We start from the raw sequence: 18,250 nt of genomic DNA, 5'->3' as shown, positions 1-18,250 counted from the left end.
AATAAGAAGGTGTTATATAGTGGAAGTACAACTTTCTCCCTGAAATGATAGGCAAGCTCACTCCTGCCACTCCGCAGGGCCTTGATGGTGCTTGTTTGCCTTTTACTAGTGGCGCATTAACATTTTGGCATTCTTATTTGAATGCAATCCGGATGGTCCGCAGTTTTCCGCTTTTTTTGGGCTTTCAACCAGCCGGCTGGTTCTATATGAGCTGCCGGTAAGCTCTCACTCACCGCACATTCTTTGCTTCTGATGGCATTCGAGTTTAATCCCTATACCCCCGCTCCCGAGTTCAGCACTCCTGCTGCCTACTTCTCCATGGAGTTTGCCCTGGACCAGGCCCTGAAAACCTACTCCGGTGGCCTGGGCTTCTTGGCCGGCTCGCACATGCGCTCCGTGTATGAGCTCAAGCAAAACCTGGTAGGCATCAGCATTCTGTGGTCGTTTGGCTACTACGACCAAGGCCGCAATGAGGACCAGACCATGCGCGCCGACTTCCGCCTGAAGTATTACAGCTTCCTGCAGGATACCGGCCTGGTGTTCCCCATCACTATTCACAACGCGCAGGTGCTGGTGAAGGCCCTGTACCTGGCCCCCGACACGTTCGGCACGGCTCCCATGTTCTTCCTCACGACGGACATTCCGGAAAACGACTACCTCTCCCGCACCATCTCGCACCACCTCTACGACGCCGACACGGCCGCCCGCGTGGCCCAGAGCATTCTGCTGGGTGTAGGTGGGGGCAAATTGCTGGATCTGCTGGGCCGTCACACGGAGGTATATCACCTCAACGAGGGCCACGGCCTGCCCCTGGCCTTCTACCTCTACGATAAGCACGGCCGCAACCTGGACGAGGTGAAGAAGCGCCTGGTGTTTACTACGCACACGCCCGAGCTGGCCGGTAATGAGGAGCACCCCGTGAAGCTGCTGCACGATATGTCGTTCTTCGGCAACGTGCCGCTGGAGGAAGTGCGCGCCATGGGCCTGGTGGAGAATGAGCGGGTGAACTACACCCTCACCGCCCTGCGCTTCTCGCGCATCTCGAACGGCGTATCGAAAGTACACGGTGAGGTGGCCAACGATATGTGGGGCACTAACGCGGGCATCTGCCCCATCATTGCCATTACCAACTCGCAGAACGGCACCTACTGGCGCGACAAAGCCCTGCACGAAGCCCTGGAAGCTGGCGACGACGCGGCCCTGAAAGCCCGTAAGCGGGAGCTGAAAAAGCAGCTGTTCGACATCGTGGCCGACCAGACCGGCACCCTGCTCGACCCGGAGGTGCTAACCGTGGTATGGGCCCGCCGCTTTGCCGGCTACAAGCGCTCCGACCTGATTCTGCGCCACTTCGAGCGGTTCCTGGACATTGTGAACAATGCCGAGCGGCCCGTACAGGTAATCTGGGCCGGCAAGCCCTATCCCAAGGACTTTGGTGCCATCGGCCTGTTCAACAGCATCATTGAGAAGACCAAGAACCTGAAAAACTGTGCTGTACTGACCGGGTACGAGCTAGCCCTATCTGCGGCCCTCAAGAAGGGCTCTGATATCTGGCTGAACACGCCCCGCTACCCCCGCGAGGCTTCCGGTACCAGCGGCATGACGGCCGCCATGAACGCCTCCGCCAGCCTGAGCATCGCCGACGGCTGGATTCCGGAGTTCGTGCGCCACGGCGAAAACGGCTTCATCATTGAGCATACCGATATCAACCAGCCCGATGAAGTGAAGGACAACATCGAAGCCACCAACGTGCTTGACGTGCTCGAAAACGAAATTGTGCCTCTGTATTACGGCCAGCCCGAGAAGTTTCTGGAGCTGGTGAAAACCGGCATGCGTGAGGTAGAGCCCGAGTTCGAATCGCACCGCATGGCCACCGAGTACTACCAGCGCATGTACGACGCCAAGTAGTAGTCAAAAGGCAATAAACCGAAAGCGGGTTTTCCCTTCTCAGCTGAGGAGGGGAAACCCGCTTTCGGTTTTAACTAAACCGCGTGGGCCAGTTGCTACTCGGTGAGAACGTGCGGCACAAACTCCGAAAGGTTGGTGATGATACCCACGTCCCGGCGGAAGCTGAGGGCGCAGGCTTCGCCGGCCCAGAACACGCCGGCCTGGTAGCAGCGGCCTTGGGCATCAGTAGGGAAGTCGAGCCAGCGCTGGCGCACCTGGGGCTGGTCGGCAAAGTCGCCGGGCTGCTCCTGGCGTGTCTGCGTACCTTCCAGCTCGGTTAGGTTCTGGCCTTCGCGCCCGAACAGGGGCTTGCGTACGTGGTGACCCGGCAGGTCACGCAGGCTGGCTTCTACCAGCAGCGGATGGTGCGGAAACACCTCCCATAGGCGGGCCAGCAGGGCTTTGCTCTGGAACAGGAGTGCGTAGGCCGGGTTAGCAATGATCAGGTCACGGGTGAGCAATAGGTGAGTGAGGTCGGCGGTAAGCTCGGGCTCCTCATCAGCCAGCAGCTCCCAGGGTACCAGCTTAAACAGAAAGTCGAAACGCTGCCACTGCCCTGGAGCCACTTCGGCCCAAACACCCCGGTCCTCTCCTTCCACCGCCACGCGCATGGCGTCCGCGGAACAGCTGAAAGCGGTTTCAAACCCGGCCGCGCGGGCGGCTTCGGCTATTACGGCGCAGTTGGTTTCGTCCTCGGCGCTGTCGGGCAGGTGTACCAGCAGCAGATGGGGCACCAGGTCGGGGTTCAGCTCCCGCCAGTGATGCAACTGGGCTTCCAAAGCCTCAAACAGGCCGTTGGCCTGCCGTTCCTCGGCGGGGCGGCCGGCGGCCATCAGGCTGGCCCATTGCACCACGGCCGTTTCGGGGATGCTGGTGGCCGTGTCGGCGTTGAACTCCACTAGCTTGGGACCGTCGGGCGTCTGGGCCAGGTCGAAGCGGCCGTAGAGGTGCCAGTGCCGCTCGTCGTTCCAGCTGTGGCGCACGGCTTCCCAGAGGTTTGCGGGAATACCGAGCCGCTGCAGGAAGTCGTCGGGAATAGGGTCGGGCACGGCCTGTACCAGCATCTCGTAGAGCGTGTCGGCGGCCTGGAGCAGAGTTTCGGCCTCAGCTTCAGGCAGGGCCACGGCTTCGGGGGCCAAATAAGCGGCACAGGCGTCTTCCACGGCCCAGTCCCAGCCCAGCTGGCGAATGGCCGGCTCCACATTGCCCGACAGCGGCAACAAACGAATCATACGGTATTGGTTTAAGCGTCAGTTTTTAAGCAAACCGCACACTCACGGCTTATTGAAGCCCATTTTAAATTTCTGACAGTACTCCGAGGCACCGTTGAAACACGTGGACAGTGAAGAATTTATCCGCCGAAACCCCGGCTACCGCCCCGGCTGCCGAAGCCGCTGCTGCGGCTGCTGCGGGGTGCGGAGCTGCGGTAGGTGCTGCGCGACACGGTGCGCCGCACGGTGGGACTGGCGCTGATACCGGCGTTGCCGCTGGTGCGGCTGCCCGAGAAGCCCCGTCCGAAAAAGCTGCGCCGCTCATTGTCCCGCTCCTGGGCAATGGTTTGCCGCCAGCCGTTATTTCGCTGAAAAATACCGGGGGAGGCGTAGTAGCCGGGGTTAGGCGTAAGCCAGCGGCCGGCCATATACCCGATACCGCTCCACATGAGCACGTCCATCATGCTGGTGCCACCTACGCGGTTTTCAGGGTTGCGGCGGGTGTAGTCTTGCATCTGCTGCTGCAAGGCCTGGCCCTGCAGCGTGTCCACCTTGCCATCGAAATGCCGCAGGATGGCGGCTACTTCCTCCTTACCAGCGGGCCGCTCGGCCGTAATTTTCCACTGGCCCGGTTGGGTTTCCGTCATTTCGGTGATGACGCCCTGGCTGTAGGAGTCGGAGGCGGCATTATCCCAGGAGGAATCTGCCGCATCGGTACGGCTGTCATTGGAAGAGCAGGCGGGCAGGATACCCAGGCCCAGGCTTGCAGCCGCCGTGAGCAAGAACAGGTTGCGGCGCCAGTCGCCGAGGCGGTAAAAGGGGCGTTTCATAGCAGGAAAAGTGAGGAGGCAGAACGTGGGGCTAAAGTAGCAGATTTACCCTTCCGGGCTACCGCTTTACGGCTGCCGCTCCAGCACCGGGCGTAGCACTTGCCATACGTTGGCGGCCAGTAACTTCTGGCCCTCGGCGTTGGGGTGCACGCCGTCGGGTAGGTTGAGGTGGCGCTGGCCCATTACGCCGTGCAGCAGAAAGGGCACGAAATCGACCTGATTTTTCTCGGCCAGCTGCCGGAACAGGGCATTGAACTCCTGCGCGTAATGACCCAGCCGCCCGCCGCCCAGCGTGGCCAAGGGTCCCAAATCAAAGGGAAATTCCAGGCCTACCAGTACCACGCGGGCCTCTGGGTGGGCCCGCCGCACGGCATCCAGAATAAACTGCAGATTCTGGGTGGTTTCGCGCACTGGAATACCCCGCAGGCCGTCGTTGGCTCCCAACTCCAGCACAAACACGTCGATTTTCTCAAAGCGGGGCAGCACGGTGCTGATGCGCTGCCGGCCGCCGGCCGTGGTTTCGCCGCTCACACCGTAGTTGTAGACTTTGTAGGCGAGGCCGGCGGCGTCAATCCTTTCTTGAATACGGGCCGGAAACGACTCACTGGCGCGGAGCTGATACCCGGCCGTGAGGGAGTCGCCGAAGAAAAGAAGAGTGCGCATGGTAGGGAGAAAAGCGTGCGGAAAGGCCGGGGTACAAAGGCTACCCGGTTAATACGGTACGGGCACCGGGCTGGCCGGGCGGGCAGATGGCTGGGCTAAGAATTTGCTGGACTGAATAACCCCTTACATACGTAGGCGGTCATGGTCAAGGTTGCTACTATGGAGCTAGGGTTTTATAATATCCTCAGATTCAGTAGTAACAATCTGGTCTATACTTTCTAGCTTTGACACCTTATTTAGCACCGGTGGGTGCAGTTCTCTTTTTGGCGCGTATGGACAAAAATCTACAGTTTCAAGTGGTGGCCGCCGTGGTGCTGGCAACCGGCTCATTTTCAGCCCGCGCCCAGACCGGCGGCGTAAGTATTGGTACTCCTACGCCGAATGTGTCGGCGGTGCTGGAGGTGGCCACCACTACCACCACGCCTAAAGGGTTTCTGCCCCCGCGCCTGACTATGGCCGACCGGGACAGGATTGCCAGTCCGGCCGAAGGTCTGGTAGTGTATCAGACCGACAATACTCCCGGCATTTACGTGCGCACCGGCAACAGCTGGGTGCGCATGGTGGCCGATAACCTTGGCGACCATACCGCTACCCAGAACCTGAACCTGAACGGCAAGCTGCTCACTGGCTCGGCCGCCGCCACGGCTGGCTTGGCCGTGGATGGCAGCGGCAACGTGAACGTGCCCGGTAACACGGGCGTGGGCGTTACGGCCACCAACAAGCTCGACGTAGCCACCGCCACCCGCACCACCGCTAACCACCCCACCGCCCGGCCCCTGTACGTGACGGGTGCCCTCACCAGCACCAGCGGCGCGGAGTTCCGCACTTCCGATGCCAGCCAGGGCGTGGGCATCGGCTCCAACTCGGTGTACGCGGCCGGCTCGGCTGCCAATCAGGATTTGATTCTGCAGCCCAAGGGCACCGGCACTGTGGGCGTCGGTGGTGCCGTTACCGCAGTTTCGGCGGCCCTGGAAGTGAATGGCACCCGCAAAGGCCTGCTGCCCCCGCGTATGACAAAGGCCGACCGAGACCTGATTTCCAGCCCCGCCGTGGGCCTGCTCATCATCCAGACCGACAACACGCCCGGCCTCTACCAGTACACGGCCACGGGCTGGTCGACGGTGGGCGCGGGCAACTACACGGCCGAGAGCAACTCAGTGAATCCGGCCCCAACAACGGCCGTGACCGTGAATCCGGGCGTTACCAACATCGTGTACACCAACAACGCTGCGGCTAATGGCGTCGTGACGCTGGGCACGGGTACGGAAGGCCAGCGGCTGGTTATCGTCAACAACGACAATGAGTACCTGCAGGTGGTATCGGGCAGCGGCACGGGCAACATCCTGCCCAAATACGCGGCGCGCTACATCTACACGAACAGCGCCTGGCGCCGCGAGTCGTAGGCAGCCTGTTTTTTCCGTATTTCCGCTTTGAGTTCTGCTCGTTTTATGGCCGACTTCACTTCTTCGGCATCCGGCTCCGCGGCCGGTCGCCGCACGTTGCTTCAGCGCTTCCGGCGCTGGCTGCAGCCCACAGCGGCGGCCCAGCCCCGGCAGCTGGTGTCTATGCGCCCCACCGGAGGCCAGCCCTACGTGGGCGAAATTTCCATTTTCGCCGGCAACTTCGCCCCCGCTGGCTGGATGTTCTGCGAGGGTCAACTGCTGCCTATCTCCGAGAATGAAACCTTATTCAACCTGATTGGCACCACCTACGGGGGCGACGGGCAGGAAACCTTCGCCCTCCCTAACCTGCAAAGCCGTGTGCCGGTGCATCAGGGCAACGGCTACACTATGGCCGAGACGGGCGGAGTAGAAACTGTGAAGCTTACGCTCAACCAGATTCCGGCGCACACGCACACGGTGGGCGTTACCACCACGGCCGGTACCTCCGCCTCCCCCCTCGGAGGGGTCTTTGCCGACAGCGGCTCCAACTCGGCCCAGTACACACAGGCGACTACCGGCCTAGTAACCCAACCTAGCCAAACGCTGGGTGCCATGGGTGGGAGCCAGCCCCACGACAATATGCAGCCCTACCTGGCCGTGCGGTATATCATTTCATTGTTCGGAATTTTCCCCTCTCAGACCTAAGCCCCCTTCTATCATGCCGATACATAATGAGTTGCCAGCCGACGGCTCCTCGCGCCGGAGCTGGTTTAAGAGGATGGGGGCCGTGCTGGGTGGGAGCTTGCTGCTGGGTAAAAGCCGGGCTGCCGCGGCCAACCCGTTCGGCGTTGCCGGTACGCAGAGCAACGAGCCGTTCCTGTCGGAAATTATGCTGGTGGCCTTCAACTTCGCCCCTAAAGGGTGGGCGCAATGCAATGGCCAATTGCTGCCCATCAACCAGAACCAGGCCCTGTTTTCCCTGCTGGGTACTACCTACGGTGGCGACGGCCGAGTGAACTTTGCCCTACCCGACCTGCGGGGCCGGGTTATCGTGGGCGACGGCGACGGCTATATTCTGGGCCAGAAAGGCGGTGCTGATAGCCACACGCTGCTGGCCACGCAGATTCCGCCGCACGTGCACGGCATGAAGGCCAGTACGGCCCCAGGCACTACTCCACTGTCGGGTACATCAGGGCCCACGGTGCACAACTACCCGGCCGATAACGGCGGTGGCGGGCCCCAGTATGGTGCGGCCGGCACCGTGAATGCGGCATTGGCTAACTCCACGAGCACCACCCCGCCCGTGAACGTTTCGAGCTCGGCGGGCGGCAACCAGGCCCACGAGAACCGCCAACCTTACCTTACCCTCAACTACGTTATTGCCCTACAAGGCATCTTCCCCAGCCCCAACTAGCCGTGTCAGCCTTATCTATTGCTTCTTCCGCTCCCAGTCAGCCGGGCCGCCGCAGCCTGCTCAAGCGCTTGTCGGGCCTGGTGGCCGGAAGTTTTCTGGCCGGACCTCTGCAGGCCCTGCTGGGCCGCAGCACACCGGCCACGGCGGGCACGCTCACGGGCGGCTCCTCTCCTTTCGTGGGGGAAATAGTGATGTTTCCCTTCAACCACTTCGTACCTAAGGGCTACGCCCGCTGCGACGGGCAGCTTATGCCCATATCCCAGAATACGGCCTTGTTTGCTCTGTTAGGTACTATGTACGGGGGGGATGGAAAATCTACGTTTGCTCTGCCCAATCTGAACGGCCGCGTAGCCATCGGAACCGGCCAGGGTCAGGGGCTGAGCCTCTACGACCAGGGCCAAACCGGGGGCAGCGCCACTACCACTCTGGTGGAATCAGAAATGCCTACTCACCAGCATACCCTGGCCCTGACGTACAGCACAGAACTGGGCACGCTGGGCTCCCCCGAAAATGCCTACCTCGCCAGCAATGGCTCCGGTGAGCCCCAGTACGAGGCTACGGGTACCGGCACAATGGGCAGCGGGGCCAGCGGCAGTGCCCAGCCCCACAACAACATGCAGCCTTACCTGGTATTTTCTTACTGCATTGCCCTGCAGGGTGTTTTTCCCCCACGCGGCTAACCCGCTTTCCTCTTTTTCTATGAAGCAACTTCTACTTATTGGAGGAGTGTTGGCCACCGCTGCCCCAGCCTTGGGACAGGGCCTGACCAACCAAGGGGCCGTTCTGACAATTCAGGCGGGCGCGCAGGTATCGGTGGTGGGTGATGTAACTGTTAGCAGCGGCGGCACTATCGATAACGCGGGTACCCTCAGCCTGACCGGCAACTGGAGCAACGCTACCACCGGCGGCGTACTCACGCCCGCTACCGGCACGGTGAAGCTGAACGGTACGGCCGCCCAGCAGATTGGCGGCACTACGGCCACCACGTTTCACTCTCTGGATGTAAGTGAGGCCGCGGGCCCGGTGCAGTTGGCGGCGGATGTGGCAGTAGGGGCCAGCGGCGGGGTGCTCACATTGGGCGCCACGCAGGTGCAACTCAACTCCCGCACGGTTACGCTCAACAACGGCGCCGCCTCAGCCCTGAGCCAGACCACGGGTCGGCTGGTAGCCGAAAGTACACCCAGCGCCGGCTATGGCCGTCTGGTATGGGTGATTGGGGCCAACACGGGCACCTACACCGTACCCATGGGTACCAGCGCCGCCCCGCTCTCTATGACGGCGGCCATTACCAGTGCTGGCAGCAGCAACGGCAGCCTGGCCTTTACTACCTACGCCACGCCGGCCACCAACCTGCCCTTGCCCGCCGGGGTTACCTCTCTGCAGGGCGACGCCAACTACGCCCTCGACCGGTTCTGGATTATCACGCCGGCCAACTACACCATCACGCCCACGTCCACGCTCACGCTGGGCTACCAGGATAGTGAATGGAATACCAGCCCTAACACCATTATCGAAAGCCGGCTGCGCCTGCAGCGCTGGAATGGCAGCAACTGGGAACCTTCGCAGGGTAGCGTGAACCCCACGGCCAATACCCTCACCTCTGACCTGCAGAACACCTATGGCGTCTTTGCCTCCTCCGACCTCAACCGCCCGCTGCCCGTAACGCTGGTTAGCTTCACAGCCCAGGCCCAGGGCCAGAATGCGCTGCTAAGCTGGAGCACGGCCCAGGAACTGAGCAACAAGGGGTTTGAGGTGGAAGTGAGCCTGGATGGCAGCACTTTCCGCCGCCTGGGCTTTGTGGCCGGGCACGGTACCACAGCCAGCCCCCAGCAGTACCGCTACACCGACGCCGATGCGGCCCGCCGCGGAGTCCGGCAGTATTACCGTCTGCGCCAGCTGGATACGGACGGTACCGCCACGTATTCGGCGGTACAGATGGTAGCCTTCCCGCTGCCACCGGCCTCCATTGCCACCTGGCCTAATCCCGCACACGACACTTACACCATTCTGCTGACGGCGGCCCGGCCGCAAACCGTGCAGCTGACCATGCACGATGCCGTGGGCCGCCAGGTAAGCCAGGTAACGGTGCCGTTACAGGCCGGTGAAAATCAGTTGCCCGCCACCTTTGCCGCTACGCAGCCAGTGGGCGTGTATGTTCTCTCGGGTGTGGTTGATGGCCGGACGGTACGCACGCGGGTAGTGCGAGAGTAGCAAAGAGCTTCGGGAGGAAAGTTGGCACCGGCAAACTTTTTTGGTCGATTTGGGCTTTACCTTTGCTGCCAGATGAGAATCATTCTCCTCTGTTGAGCTCGATTTCATACCAACCAACTGCATAATGTCCGTAACGAAAGCCACCGACGCCGATTTTCAGCAACTGCTTCAGGAGAATGAAAAAGTAGTGGTGAAATACTACGCCGATTGGTGCGGCAACTGCCGCCTGTTTTCGCCTAAATTCAAGCGCTTGGCCCAAGCCGAGGAAAACCAGGGCATTGCCTTCCTCGACGTAAACGCTGAAACCAGCCCCGAAGCCCGCAAGCTGGCCAGCGTAACCAACCTGCCCTTCTTTGCCGTGTTCCGCAACGGGGAGCTGGTAGATACCGTGGCCGCCAGCAAAGAGGAGGCCGTAGCCAGCCTGATTTCGCGCCTGAACTAAGCCTGAGTTGCTATGAAAATGCCCGTAATCAAGCGCCTGGTAGAAACCCAGACGCTGGAAAGCCTGGTAGCGGCCGAAGAGGCCCTGCTGGAAGAGCAGCCTCTGGCCATTGAGGTGGAAGGCGAAGATGAAGGTGAGCAACTCACCCACGTGTTTGCCGCCATCTTCATCCTCAACCACATGAAGGACACCGGCTCCGACTTCAAAACCGCCCTGCGCGAGTACACTGCCAAAGTGCGCGTGAGCATTAGCTAGAAAAGCTGTAGAGCAGCAAAAAAGCGCTGACGTAGCCTCTAAAGGGTATGTCAGCGCTTTTTTCTTTTCCCCCAAAGCTTATTTCAGCCGGTACACGCCGGGGGTGTTGGTGGCTTCGTAGCGGTTGAAGATGGCGGGTATCTTGTACTGCAGCTCCGGCACGAGGCCGCGCTGGTCGATGAGGTAGCGGGGCGGGCTCGTTTGGAAGTTACGGGCTACCCTGAATACCGCGTCATACTCACTGAGGCGGCCCAGGTCGGTTTGAGCCAGCTGCCAGTCGAGGTAGGGCGTGGCCAAGTGGTTGTGGGCGTAGGGCCGCATATCGGGGCCCAATACCAGAATCGGCTGACCCTGCAGAAATGCGTAGCGCGGGTTGGGCTGCACGGCGTATCGGCTTTCCAGCGGGATGGGAATAATGCCATCCAGAAACAGCGCCGACCGGTAGCGTACCACCAATACGGCCCCGGTTACCAGCAGCAACAGTACCTCCGGCACCCAGGCCCGCCGGTTTTTCTGCCATACATACAGGCTGAAATACGTAAGTGGTGGCAGCGCCAGCACCAGCGTGCCCGGAGCCCGGCCCCCGCCCGCGGCGGCCATGGCTACGGCTACCAGCAGCCACACCAGCATCAGCTGCTGAAACTTCACCTGAAATACCAGCCCCGGCGGCAGCGTAAAGCTCCGCCCCAGGCCTAGTAGTAGCACCACGCCCGGCAACACCAGCAGCCGCAGCTGCACCCACAGCGGCAGGCCATCTGCGCCGGCTACCAGACCGTTGAGCGTGGGCCGCAGGTGAAACTGGGAAAAGCCCGGTAGCGAGTCGGTGTACAGGAAGAACGTGGCCACCACCGCGTAGGGAAACAAAAAGCCGCACACCAGCAGCAAAAAGCTCCGGAACGAGTTAGCGGCGAAGATGATAACGGCAAACAGCCCCAGCAGCAGAAACAGCGCCAGCGGCAGGTAGCACAGGGCCGCCACCCCAAGCAGGAACCCGGCCCGAAACAGCCGCCGGTTATCGTACCCTTCCCGCGAAGTTGGCAGTAGGGCACTGAAGGCGGCAATCAGAAACGAGTGGCCCAGCAGCAGCGGCGACAGAATATCCAAGTCGGTGGTGATGGAGCCCAGCAGCAGATACACCAGCGCCCCCACGTAGCCCCGTTCGGGGTGCACGTCGGCGCGGTTGAGCACGAAATTGAACCGCAGCGCCTGAAACGTGAATAGTGCCAGGGCCAGCAGCCGGTTCAGCCAGAGCAGGCGGTTGCCTACCAGTTCCGTAAGGCCAGCCAGGGCCGCCGCCAGCGGGGCCGTACTGTCGTATAGGTCGCGGTAGAGCAGGGCCCCGGCGTGCAGCCGCTCCCCAATCAGCAGACTGCGCAGCTCAACCGGCATCAGCGGAATACCCCACCACAGCAGCGGCAGCCGTAAGGCCAGCAGCAGCACCAGCAGCACAAACAGGCGCGTGGGTAGGGAGCTTTTAAAAAATTGAAGCAAGTAGGTAGAGACTTAGGAACGGAGGGTTTCTGGACTGAGAAACTGCATCAACGCGCGTCAATGGTTGTTCCTCAAGTCCTTCAGGCCTTATCCAGCAAATATACTCCCCTTGCCCAGTCTCCTAAGTCCCTATCTTTGCGGATTCTTATGGAAAGCAAACGACAACAAAAGGTTGCCAGCCTGCTGCAGCAGGACTTAGCCGCCGTATTTCAGCGTGATTTACCGCACCTGTTTCCGGGCTTGCCGCCCGGTATCAGCCTTGTGCGCGTCTCTCCCGACCTAGGCGTGGCCCGCGTGTACCTGAGCGTACTCACCGTGGGCACCGGCAGCTCCGATACTCAGCAGCTGGAACTGGTGCAGGATAGCATCAAGGAAATCCGGCAGGCGCTGGCCAAACGGGTGCGCAAACAGTTGCGCATTGTGCCCGAGCTGGTCTTCTTTCTGGATGACTCGGCCTCCTACGCGGCGCACATGGACAACGTGTTCGGCAATCTGCACATTCCGCCGGCTACCCCCGAGCAGCCGGCTACCGACGAGCCAGCAGCGCCCAAGCGCCCCAAACTCTTCGCCGACGAAGACGACGACAATGGATGAATGAGCGAATGAGTGAATGAGTGAATAGCCAGTGGCTTCTGCTCCTTCGCTCAGTTGTCTGCTCATCTTCGCCCATTCACTCATTCACTCATTCACTTATTCACCCTTGTACTACGACCCGATTAAGAAGTCGCTCGGCGAAGTCTTCAACCGTACTCCCTGGCTGCGGCAGCTATTTTATCATCTGCTCGATTTGCTGCTGCTGCGCACCTGGCACGTACACCGCGAGCTGCGCCAGTGGTCCAAAGGCCGTACCAATGAGTCCCTTACCATTCTGGACGCCGGCTCGGGGTACGGACAGTATACCTACTGGCTGTCGGGCCTGAGCCGCAAATGGCAGATTCTGGCCGTGGATGTGAAGGACGAGCAGGTGGCCGATTCTAACCGCTTCTTCCGGCAGATTGGACGCACCAACGCCCAGTTTGCGGTGCAGGACCTGGTGCTCTACCAGCAACCCAACTCCTTCGATTTGGCTTTGTCGGTGGACGTGATGGAGCATATTCTGGAAGATGTAGAGGTATTCCGCAACATCCACACCTCCCTCAAGGACGGCGGTATGCTGCTCATCTCCACTCCTTCTGACCAGGGGGGCTCCGACGTGCACGCCGACGGCGAAACCAGCTTCATTGAAGAGCACGTGCGCGACGGCTACAACATTCATGAGATTCAGCAGAAGCTGCGCACCGCCGGCTTTGAGCGTATCGAGGCCCAGTACAGCTACGGCGAACCGGGCCAGATTTCGTGGCGCCTGAGCATGAAGTACCCTATTTTGATGCTGGGTAAGTCGCGGCTGTTTTTCCTGTTGCTCCCCTTTTACTACCTCGTTACTTTTCCGTTCTGCTTACTACTGAATTGGTTCGACGCTAATTCCAAGCACGAATCGGGCACGGGGCTGATTGTGAAGGCCTGGAAATAGACCTTTTTCGCGCATCGGCGTATCTTGCTCCTAATTATACCGTTGCTATTTCCCCAACGTAGCCCCTACCCTAGCTCCGCCCCCGCGCCCCGCACGTGAACGTACCTTTGCTCATTGCCCGGCGTTATTTTCTCTCGAAGAAGAAGCGCAACATTATCAGCATCATCTCCAACATTTCCATGGTGGGCGTAGCCGTGGGAACGATGGCGCTGATTATTGTGCTATCGGTATTCAATGGGCTGGAGGACTTGGTGCGTAGCCTCTACGGCAAATCGGACCCCGACCTGGTGATTACCGCCGTGCAGGGGAAATCCTTTGAGTTGAGCCCCGCCCTGCTGGCCAAACTGCGCGCCACGGCCGGCGTGCGGCTGGTTACGGAGGTAATCGAAGACAACGCTCTGCTACAGTACCACGACCGGCAGATGGTGGTGAAGATGAAGGGCGTCTCCGACAACTACTACCAGCAGAGCAACATCGATTCGGCCATTGTGGACGGCAGCCACCAGCTGCACCGCGACGGCCTGGATTACGCCCTGGTGGGGGCCGGCGTGCAGCACGAGCTCAGCATCACACTCGATAACCGGTTTTCGCCCATGCATCTGCTGTACCCGCGCAACACGGGCCGGAAAACACTATCGATGAACCCCGAAACGGCCTTCAACGAGCAGAATATTCTGGCCGGCGGCGTATTCCTGATTGAGCAGCACATCGACGACAGCTACATCTTCGTACCCCTGGAGTTTGCCCAGAACCTGCTGCGCTACGGCAACCGCCGCACGGCCCTGGAGGTGAAAGCCAAACCTGGCCGCGACATCGGTGATGTGAAGGAGGCCCTCAAGAAAGAGCTGGGTAAGGGATTCAAAGTGCTGGACTCCGATGAGCAGCACGTTTCGTTGCTGAAGGCCATTAAGGTGGAGAAGATGTTCGTATTCATCACCTTCGCCTTTATTCTGCTTATTGCCAGCATCAATATCTTCTTCTCGCTTTCCATGCTGGTAATTGATAAGCGCAAGGATATTGCCGTGCTCATGGCCGTGGGCGCCAGCTCCCGCACCATTCGCAATATATTCTTGCTGGAAGGCGCTATTGTGGCTCAGGTGGGCGCCATAACCGGCTTGGTGCTGGGGGTAAGCGTCTGCTGGCTGCAGCAAACCTTCCACATCGTGAGTATGGGCATGGCTACCAGCGTGGTGGACTCCTACCCCGTAAAAATGCAGCTCTCCGATGTGGTGCTTACCGGTATTGCCATTGTGGTTATTACCATTACCGTATCCATTCGGCCCGCCCTCAACGCCGCCAGCCTTGACCTACGGGAAAATCTGTAGCCCGACCGTTTCGAAACACCCACTTCTCATTCATAGAAAAGCGCCTTTTTAGCAATAGAAAGGCGCTTTTCTATATTCAAAATGAGCGCTACCAAGGCTTTAGAGGCGAATATGTATCATAGAGTATGTTGTTTCTTAACAAGAAAGTATAACTATAAAAAGGGAACTCCGTTACCTTCGTAGACTGCAAAGGGCAGTCTGGTAGGTCTTATTGGCTAGTTGAACAGAATAATGTAATTATTCTTGGATTAAATTTTACTTTTTAGTAAAAAATATAGTATTTGGCCTTTGTTACTACTTTCAACGCTGCATTTTAGTCATTGACTATGAAGGTCTCTACTTCACAGCCATTCCAAATTGTCTATTCTTTACTCGAACACGAGTATCTGGGCTATCTGTTTGAGTCTTATGTAGTGCAGCGCAACCAGCGCGGCCAGCTCACCTTGCAGCACCAAACGGTATCCGCCAAAAACGCCCCGGAATTTGCCGATGGGCTGGATGAAATTGACTTTGAACTGATTGCCCTCACCGACCAGATTCAGCAGGACGCAGTTATCAAAGAATTCTGGTCGAAGAAGACCACTCCTGCAGACTTCTTCCTGAAAATCTACGATGCTGAGAAGGGCGACAAAGGTTTGCAGGATGCCATTTGCCTGTATGTGCAGGAACGCATGGGGCAGATTTTGAGCCGTTTAAAAGGCAAGTGTGTGTTTATCATGGGGAAGGACGGGGAGCCTACATGGCGCGAAATCAGCGTGGCTGCTGAACCAGCCTCGGTGCTGTTCCACTTCCGCCGGAACGAGGAAAGTACTCACTACTTCCCCACCATTCAGTACCAGGGTCAGAAGCTCGATTTTCAGTACAAAAACGCTGTAATTGTGTGTGAGCAGCCTGCCTGGTTGCTGCTGAGCGATACGCTGCACAACTTCCACAACGACGTGGACGGCAAGAAAATCAAGCCGTTCCTCAATAAGAAGTTCATTGTAATTCCGCGTCAGGTGGAGGACAGCTACTTCCAGCGGTTTGTGGCCCCGCTGGTGGAATCGTTCGACGTGCACGCCCGCGGCTTTGATATTCGCTCGGAGCGGTACGTGGCCCGGCCCCAGCTTACCTTCACGGATGCTCCGCGTGCTACGGTGCTCACGGCGGCTCCGGCAGCCCGCACCGCTGCCCGCCGCAGCCCGGCCGGGGCATCGGCGGCTGTGGCAACGGCCGAGGCTCCCTCCGACCACATTCACTTCGACCTGAGCTTCCGCTACGGCGACCATACCGTGCACACCGCCAACGACAAGCGGGTGTGCGTGAAGCTGGAGAAGAAGGAGGATAACTACATCTTCCACCGCCTCATCCGCAACCTTGACCGGGAGCAGGAAATCATTGCCGAGCTGGCCGACCGCGCCCTGGAAGTGCGCAACGGCCGCGCCGTGCTGGAAAAAGCCACTGCCTTTCGCTGGCTCCACCACCACGCCGATGAGCTGGTACGCCTGGGCTTCACAGTGCAGCAGGGTAGCAGCTCGGGCAAAGACTACTTTATCGGGGCCGTTACGGTGCAGGTGGGCATCACGGAAACTAACGACTGGTTTGATGTGCACGGCACGGTGCGCTTCGGCGAGTTTGAAATTCCCTTCATCAAGCTGCGGCCCTACATTCTCAACAAGCGCCACGAGTTTCGGCTGCCCAACGGGCAGATTGCCATTATTCCGGAGGAGTGGTTTACGCAGTATCTGGAGCTGTTTGCCTTCTCGGAGGAGCATAACCACACGCTCACGCTACGCAAGCACCACCTGGCTTTAGTTTCGGACCTGCAGAACGGCAACCTAGCCACGGTGGTAATGAGCCGGAAGCTGGAGAAGCTGCGCGAATTTGAGACCGTGGAGGACCGGCCTCTGCCGGCCTCGTTCCGCGGGGAGCTGCGCCCTTACCAGAAAGCCGGCTACAACTGGCTGCATTTTGTGCAGGAATACCAGTTTGGCGGCTGCCTGGCCGACGACATGGGTCTGGGCAAGAGCGTGCAGACGCTGGCTCTACTATTGCAGCGCAAGGAAAGCGGCGCGGCGGGCGGGGCGGCCTCACTGCTGGTCATGCCTACCTCACTGGTATACAATTGGATGGCTGAGGCCTTCAAGTTCACGCCTACGTTGCGCCTGCTCATTTACACGGGCACGTACCGGGACAAAAACGTGGAGCAGTTTGCCGATTACGACGTGGTGCTGACCAGCTACGGTATCGTGCGCCTGGATGCGGAGCTGCTGAAAACCTACAAGTTCGACTACGTGATTCTAGACGAGTCGCAGGCTATCAAGAACCCAGGCTCCACCACTTCGCAGGCCGTGCGGCAGCTGCACTCCCGGCACCGCCTCATCCTCACGGGCACGCCGGTGGAGAACAGCACCATGGACTTATGGTCGCAGATGTCGTTTGTGAATCCGGGGCTGCTGGGCACGCAGGCGTTTTTCCGTAAGGAGTTCCTCAAGCCCATCGAGAAAGGCAAGGACGAGGCCAAAACGCGCCGTCTGCACGCGCTTATCAAGCCCTTCATCCTGCGCCGCCACAAAGCCCAGGTGGCCCGGGAGCTGCCCGATAAGATTGAAAACCTGAGCTACTGCCCCATGACGGAGGAGCAGCTGCAGTGCTACGAGGAAACCAAGAGCTTCTACCGGAATAAGATTCTGCAGAGCCTGGAGGAGCATGGCACGGCCAGCACCCAGTTTATGCTGCTGCAGGGCCTCACCAAGCTGCGCCAGATTGCCAACCACCCCCGCATGGCCGACGAGGAGTACGAGCACGAGTCGGGCAAGCTGCGCGAGGTCATTCGCATGATTAAGAGCGTGGTGTCGGAGGGACACAAGGTGCTGATATTTAGTCAGTTTGTAAAACACCTGGATATTGTGCGCGGCGCGCTGGATGAGCGGCAGATTGAGTACGCCTACCTCGACGGCAACACCCGGGACCGGCACCTGGAGGTAGCCCGCTTCCAGGAAACCGAGGACCTGCGCGTGTTCCTGATCAGCCTGAAGGCCGGGGGCGTGGGCCTCAACCTCACCGCCGCCGACTACGTGTTCATCCTCGACCCGTGGTGGAACCCGGCCGTGGAAGCCCAGGCCGTGGACCGAGCCCACCGCATCGGGCAGCAGCGCACGGTGTTCACCTACAAGTTCATCACCCAGAACACGGTGGAGGAGAAAATCCTGGCCCTGCAGAACAAGAAAATCCAACTCGTTACCGACCTCATCACCACCGACGAAGCCATCATCAAGAGCCTCACCCGCGAGGATATTGAGGAGCTGCTAGGGTAGAAATTTTATTGGCCAATCTAATAGAATGAGTCTGTTTGACGCGCCTCAGCCCGTGCGGGTAGAAATCAAGGGCCGCACGCTCCGGTGCGTTATCTGTGGGCATCAGGGCTTTCACCGCAACGAGGTGAAGCTGGAGCGGGCTGGCTTGTTTACTTCTGATTGGTCGGATCTTCATGCCATCTGCTATGAATGTGACAATTGCGGCTACCTGCACTGGTTTATGCCGAAGTAAGCGCGGGCTACAGTAAGCACAACCCTGGGTCACCAGCCGGAGTT

At 59.5% G+C, this 18,250-nt stretch carries 17 protein-coding genes; 13 read left to right on the top strand and 4 right to left on the bottom strand.

What is annotated here, in order from left to right:
• Positions 1-252: 252 nt before the first annotated feature.
• Positions 253-1,905 (top strand): alpha-glucan family phosphorylase, encoded by a 1,653-nt coding sequence (glgP, locus tag LF252_RS20410; protein WP_226271441.1) that lies wholly within the window; start codon positions 253-255, stop codon positions 1,903-1,905.
• A gap of 95 nt (positions 1,906-2,000) precedes the next feature.
• Here the strand turns inward: glgP and LF252_RS20405 are convergent, their stop codons facing one another.
• The 3 genes from LF252_RS20405 to LF252_RS20395 all read right to left on the bottom strand — a co-directional run bounded on the left by LF252_RS20405 (position 2,001) and on the right by LF252_RS20395 (position 4,648).
• The gene (locus tag LF252_RS20405; RefSeq protein WP_226271440.1) at positions 2,001-3,176 is read right to left on the bottom strand and encodes a glutathionylspermidine synthase family protein; all 1,176 of its coding nucleotides are present in this window, start codon (positions 3,174-3,176) and stop codon (positions 2,001-2,003) included.
• 119 nt (positions 3,177-3,295) lie between these two features.
• The gene (locus LF252_RS20400; protein ID WP_226271439.1) at positions 3,296-3,985 is read right to left on the bottom strand and encodes a hypothetical protein; all 690 of its coding nucleotides are present in this window, start codon (positions 3,983-3,985) and stop codon (positions 3,296-3,298) included.
• 66 nt (positions 3,986-4,051) lie between these two features.
• Positions 4,052-4,648: an arylesterase gene (locus tag LF252_RS20395; RefSeq protein WP_226271438.1), complete on the bottom strand. Its 597-nt coding sequence runs from the start codon at positions 4,646-4,648 to the stop codon at positions 4,052-4,054.
• Between the two features lie 272 nt (positions 4,649-4,920).
• Between LF252_RS20395 and LF252_RS20390 the strand changes: the two genes are divergently transcribed.
• The 7 genes from LF252_RS20390 (at position 4,921) to LF252_RS20360 (ending at position 10,352) form a co-directional block, all read left to right on the top strand.
• Entirely contained in the window at positions 4,921-6,051 is a 1,131-nt protein-coding gene (locus tag LF252_RS20390; protein ID WP_226271437.1) for a hypothetical protein, read from the top strand.
• Between the two features lie 27 nt (positions 6,052-6,078).
• Positions 6,079-6,735: a phage tail protein gene (locus LF252_RS20385; protein WP_226271436.1), complete on the top strand. Its 657-nt coding sequence runs from the start codon at positions 6,079-6,081 to the stop codon at positions 6,733-6,735.
• A gap of 184 nt (positions 6,736-6,919) precedes the next feature.
• Positions 6,920-7,444 carry a phage tail protein gene (locus LF252_RS20380; RefSeq protein WP_226271525.1) on the top strand — a complete coding sequence of 175 codons (525 nt, stop codon included), beginning with the start codon at positions 6,920-6,922 and terminating at the stop codon, positions 7,442-7,444.
• Positions 7,445-7,446: 2 nt separating this feature from the next.
• Complete coding sequence (locus tag LF252_RS20375) at positions 7,447-8,124, top strand: phage tail protein (RefSeq protein ID WP_317197876.1); 678 nt, start codon at positions 7,447-7,449, stop codon at positions 8,122-8,124.
• Positions 8,125-8,143: 19 nt separating this feature from the next.
• On the top strand, positions 8,144-9,655 hold the full coding sequence (locus LF252_RS20370) for a T9SS type A sorting domain-containing protein (RefSeq protein ID WP_226271435.1): 1,512 nt from the start codon (positions 8,144-8,146) through the stop codon (positions 9,653-9,655).
• Between the two features lie 124 nt (positions 9,656-9,779).
• Entirely contained in the window at positions 9,780-10,097 is a 318-nt protein-coding gene (locus tag LF252_RS20365) for a thioredoxin family protein (protein WP_226271434.1), read from the top strand.
• A gap of 12 nt (positions 10,098-10,109) precedes the next feature.
• Positions 10,110-10,352 carry a DUF6952 family protein gene (locus LF252_RS20360; RefSeq protein ID WP_226271433.1) on the top strand — a complete coding sequence of 81 codons (243 nt, stop codon included), beginning with the start codon at positions 10,110-10,112 and terminating at the stop codon, positions 10,350-10,352.
• 78 nt (positions 10,353-10,430) lie between these two features.
• Here the strand turns inward: LF252_RS20360 and LF252_RS20355 are convergent, their stop codons facing one another.
• Positions 10,431-11,843 (bottom strand): hypothetical protein, encoded by a 1,413-nt coding sequence (locus LF252_RS20355; protein ID WP_226271432.1) that lies wholly within the window; start codon positions 11,841-11,843, stop codon positions 10,431-10,433.
• Between the two features lie 147 nt (positions 11,844-11,990).
• Between LF252_RS20355 and LF252_RS20350 the strand changes: the two genes are divergently transcribed.
• The 5 genes from LF252_RS20350 (at position 11,991) to LF252_RS20330 (ending at position 18,206) form a co-directional block, all read left to right on the top strand.
• A complete protein-coding gene (locus tag LF252_RS20350; protein ID WP_226271431.1) occupies positions 11,991-12,437 on the top strand; it encodes a ribosome-binding factor A in 447 nt (148 codons plus the stop codon).
• A gap of 106 nt (positions 12,438-12,543) precedes the next feature.
• Complete coding sequence (locus LF252_RS20345) at positions 12,544-13,353, top strand: class I SAM-dependent methyltransferase (protein WP_226271430.1); 810 nt, start codon at positions 12,544-12,546, stop codon at positions 13,351-13,353.
• Positions 13,354-13,448: 95 nt separating this feature from the next.
• Positions 13,449-14,678: an FtsX-like permease family protein gene (locus LF252_RS20340; protein ID WP_226271429.1), complete on the top strand. Its 1,230-nt coding sequence runs from the start codon at positions 13,449-13,451 to the stop codon at positions 14,676-14,678.
• Between the two features lie 326 nt (positions 14,679-15,004).
• On the top strand, positions 15,005-17,974 hold the full coding sequence (locus LF252_RS20335; RefSeq protein WP_226271428.1) for a DEAD/DEAH box helicase: 2,970 nt from the start codon (positions 15,005-15,007) through the stop codon (positions 17,972-17,974).
• Between the two features lie 25 nt (positions 17,975-17,999).
• Complete coding sequence (locus tag LF252_RS20330) at positions 18,000-18,206, top strand: hypothetical protein (RefSeq protein ID WP_226271427.1); 207 nt, start codon at positions 18,000-18,002, stop codon at positions 18,204-18,206.
• The last annotated feature ends 44 nt before the right edge of the window (positions 18,207-18,250 follow it).

It is taken from the genome of Hymenobacter pini, from assembly GCF_020421205.1.
GTDB classification, from domain to species: domain Bacteria; phylum Bacteroidota; class Bacteroidia; order Cytophagales; family Hymenobacteraceae; genus Hymenobacter; species Hymenobacter pini.
Note: the sequence above shows the minus strand (reverse complement) of the source record. Positions and strands in the feature narration are given on the sequence as shown.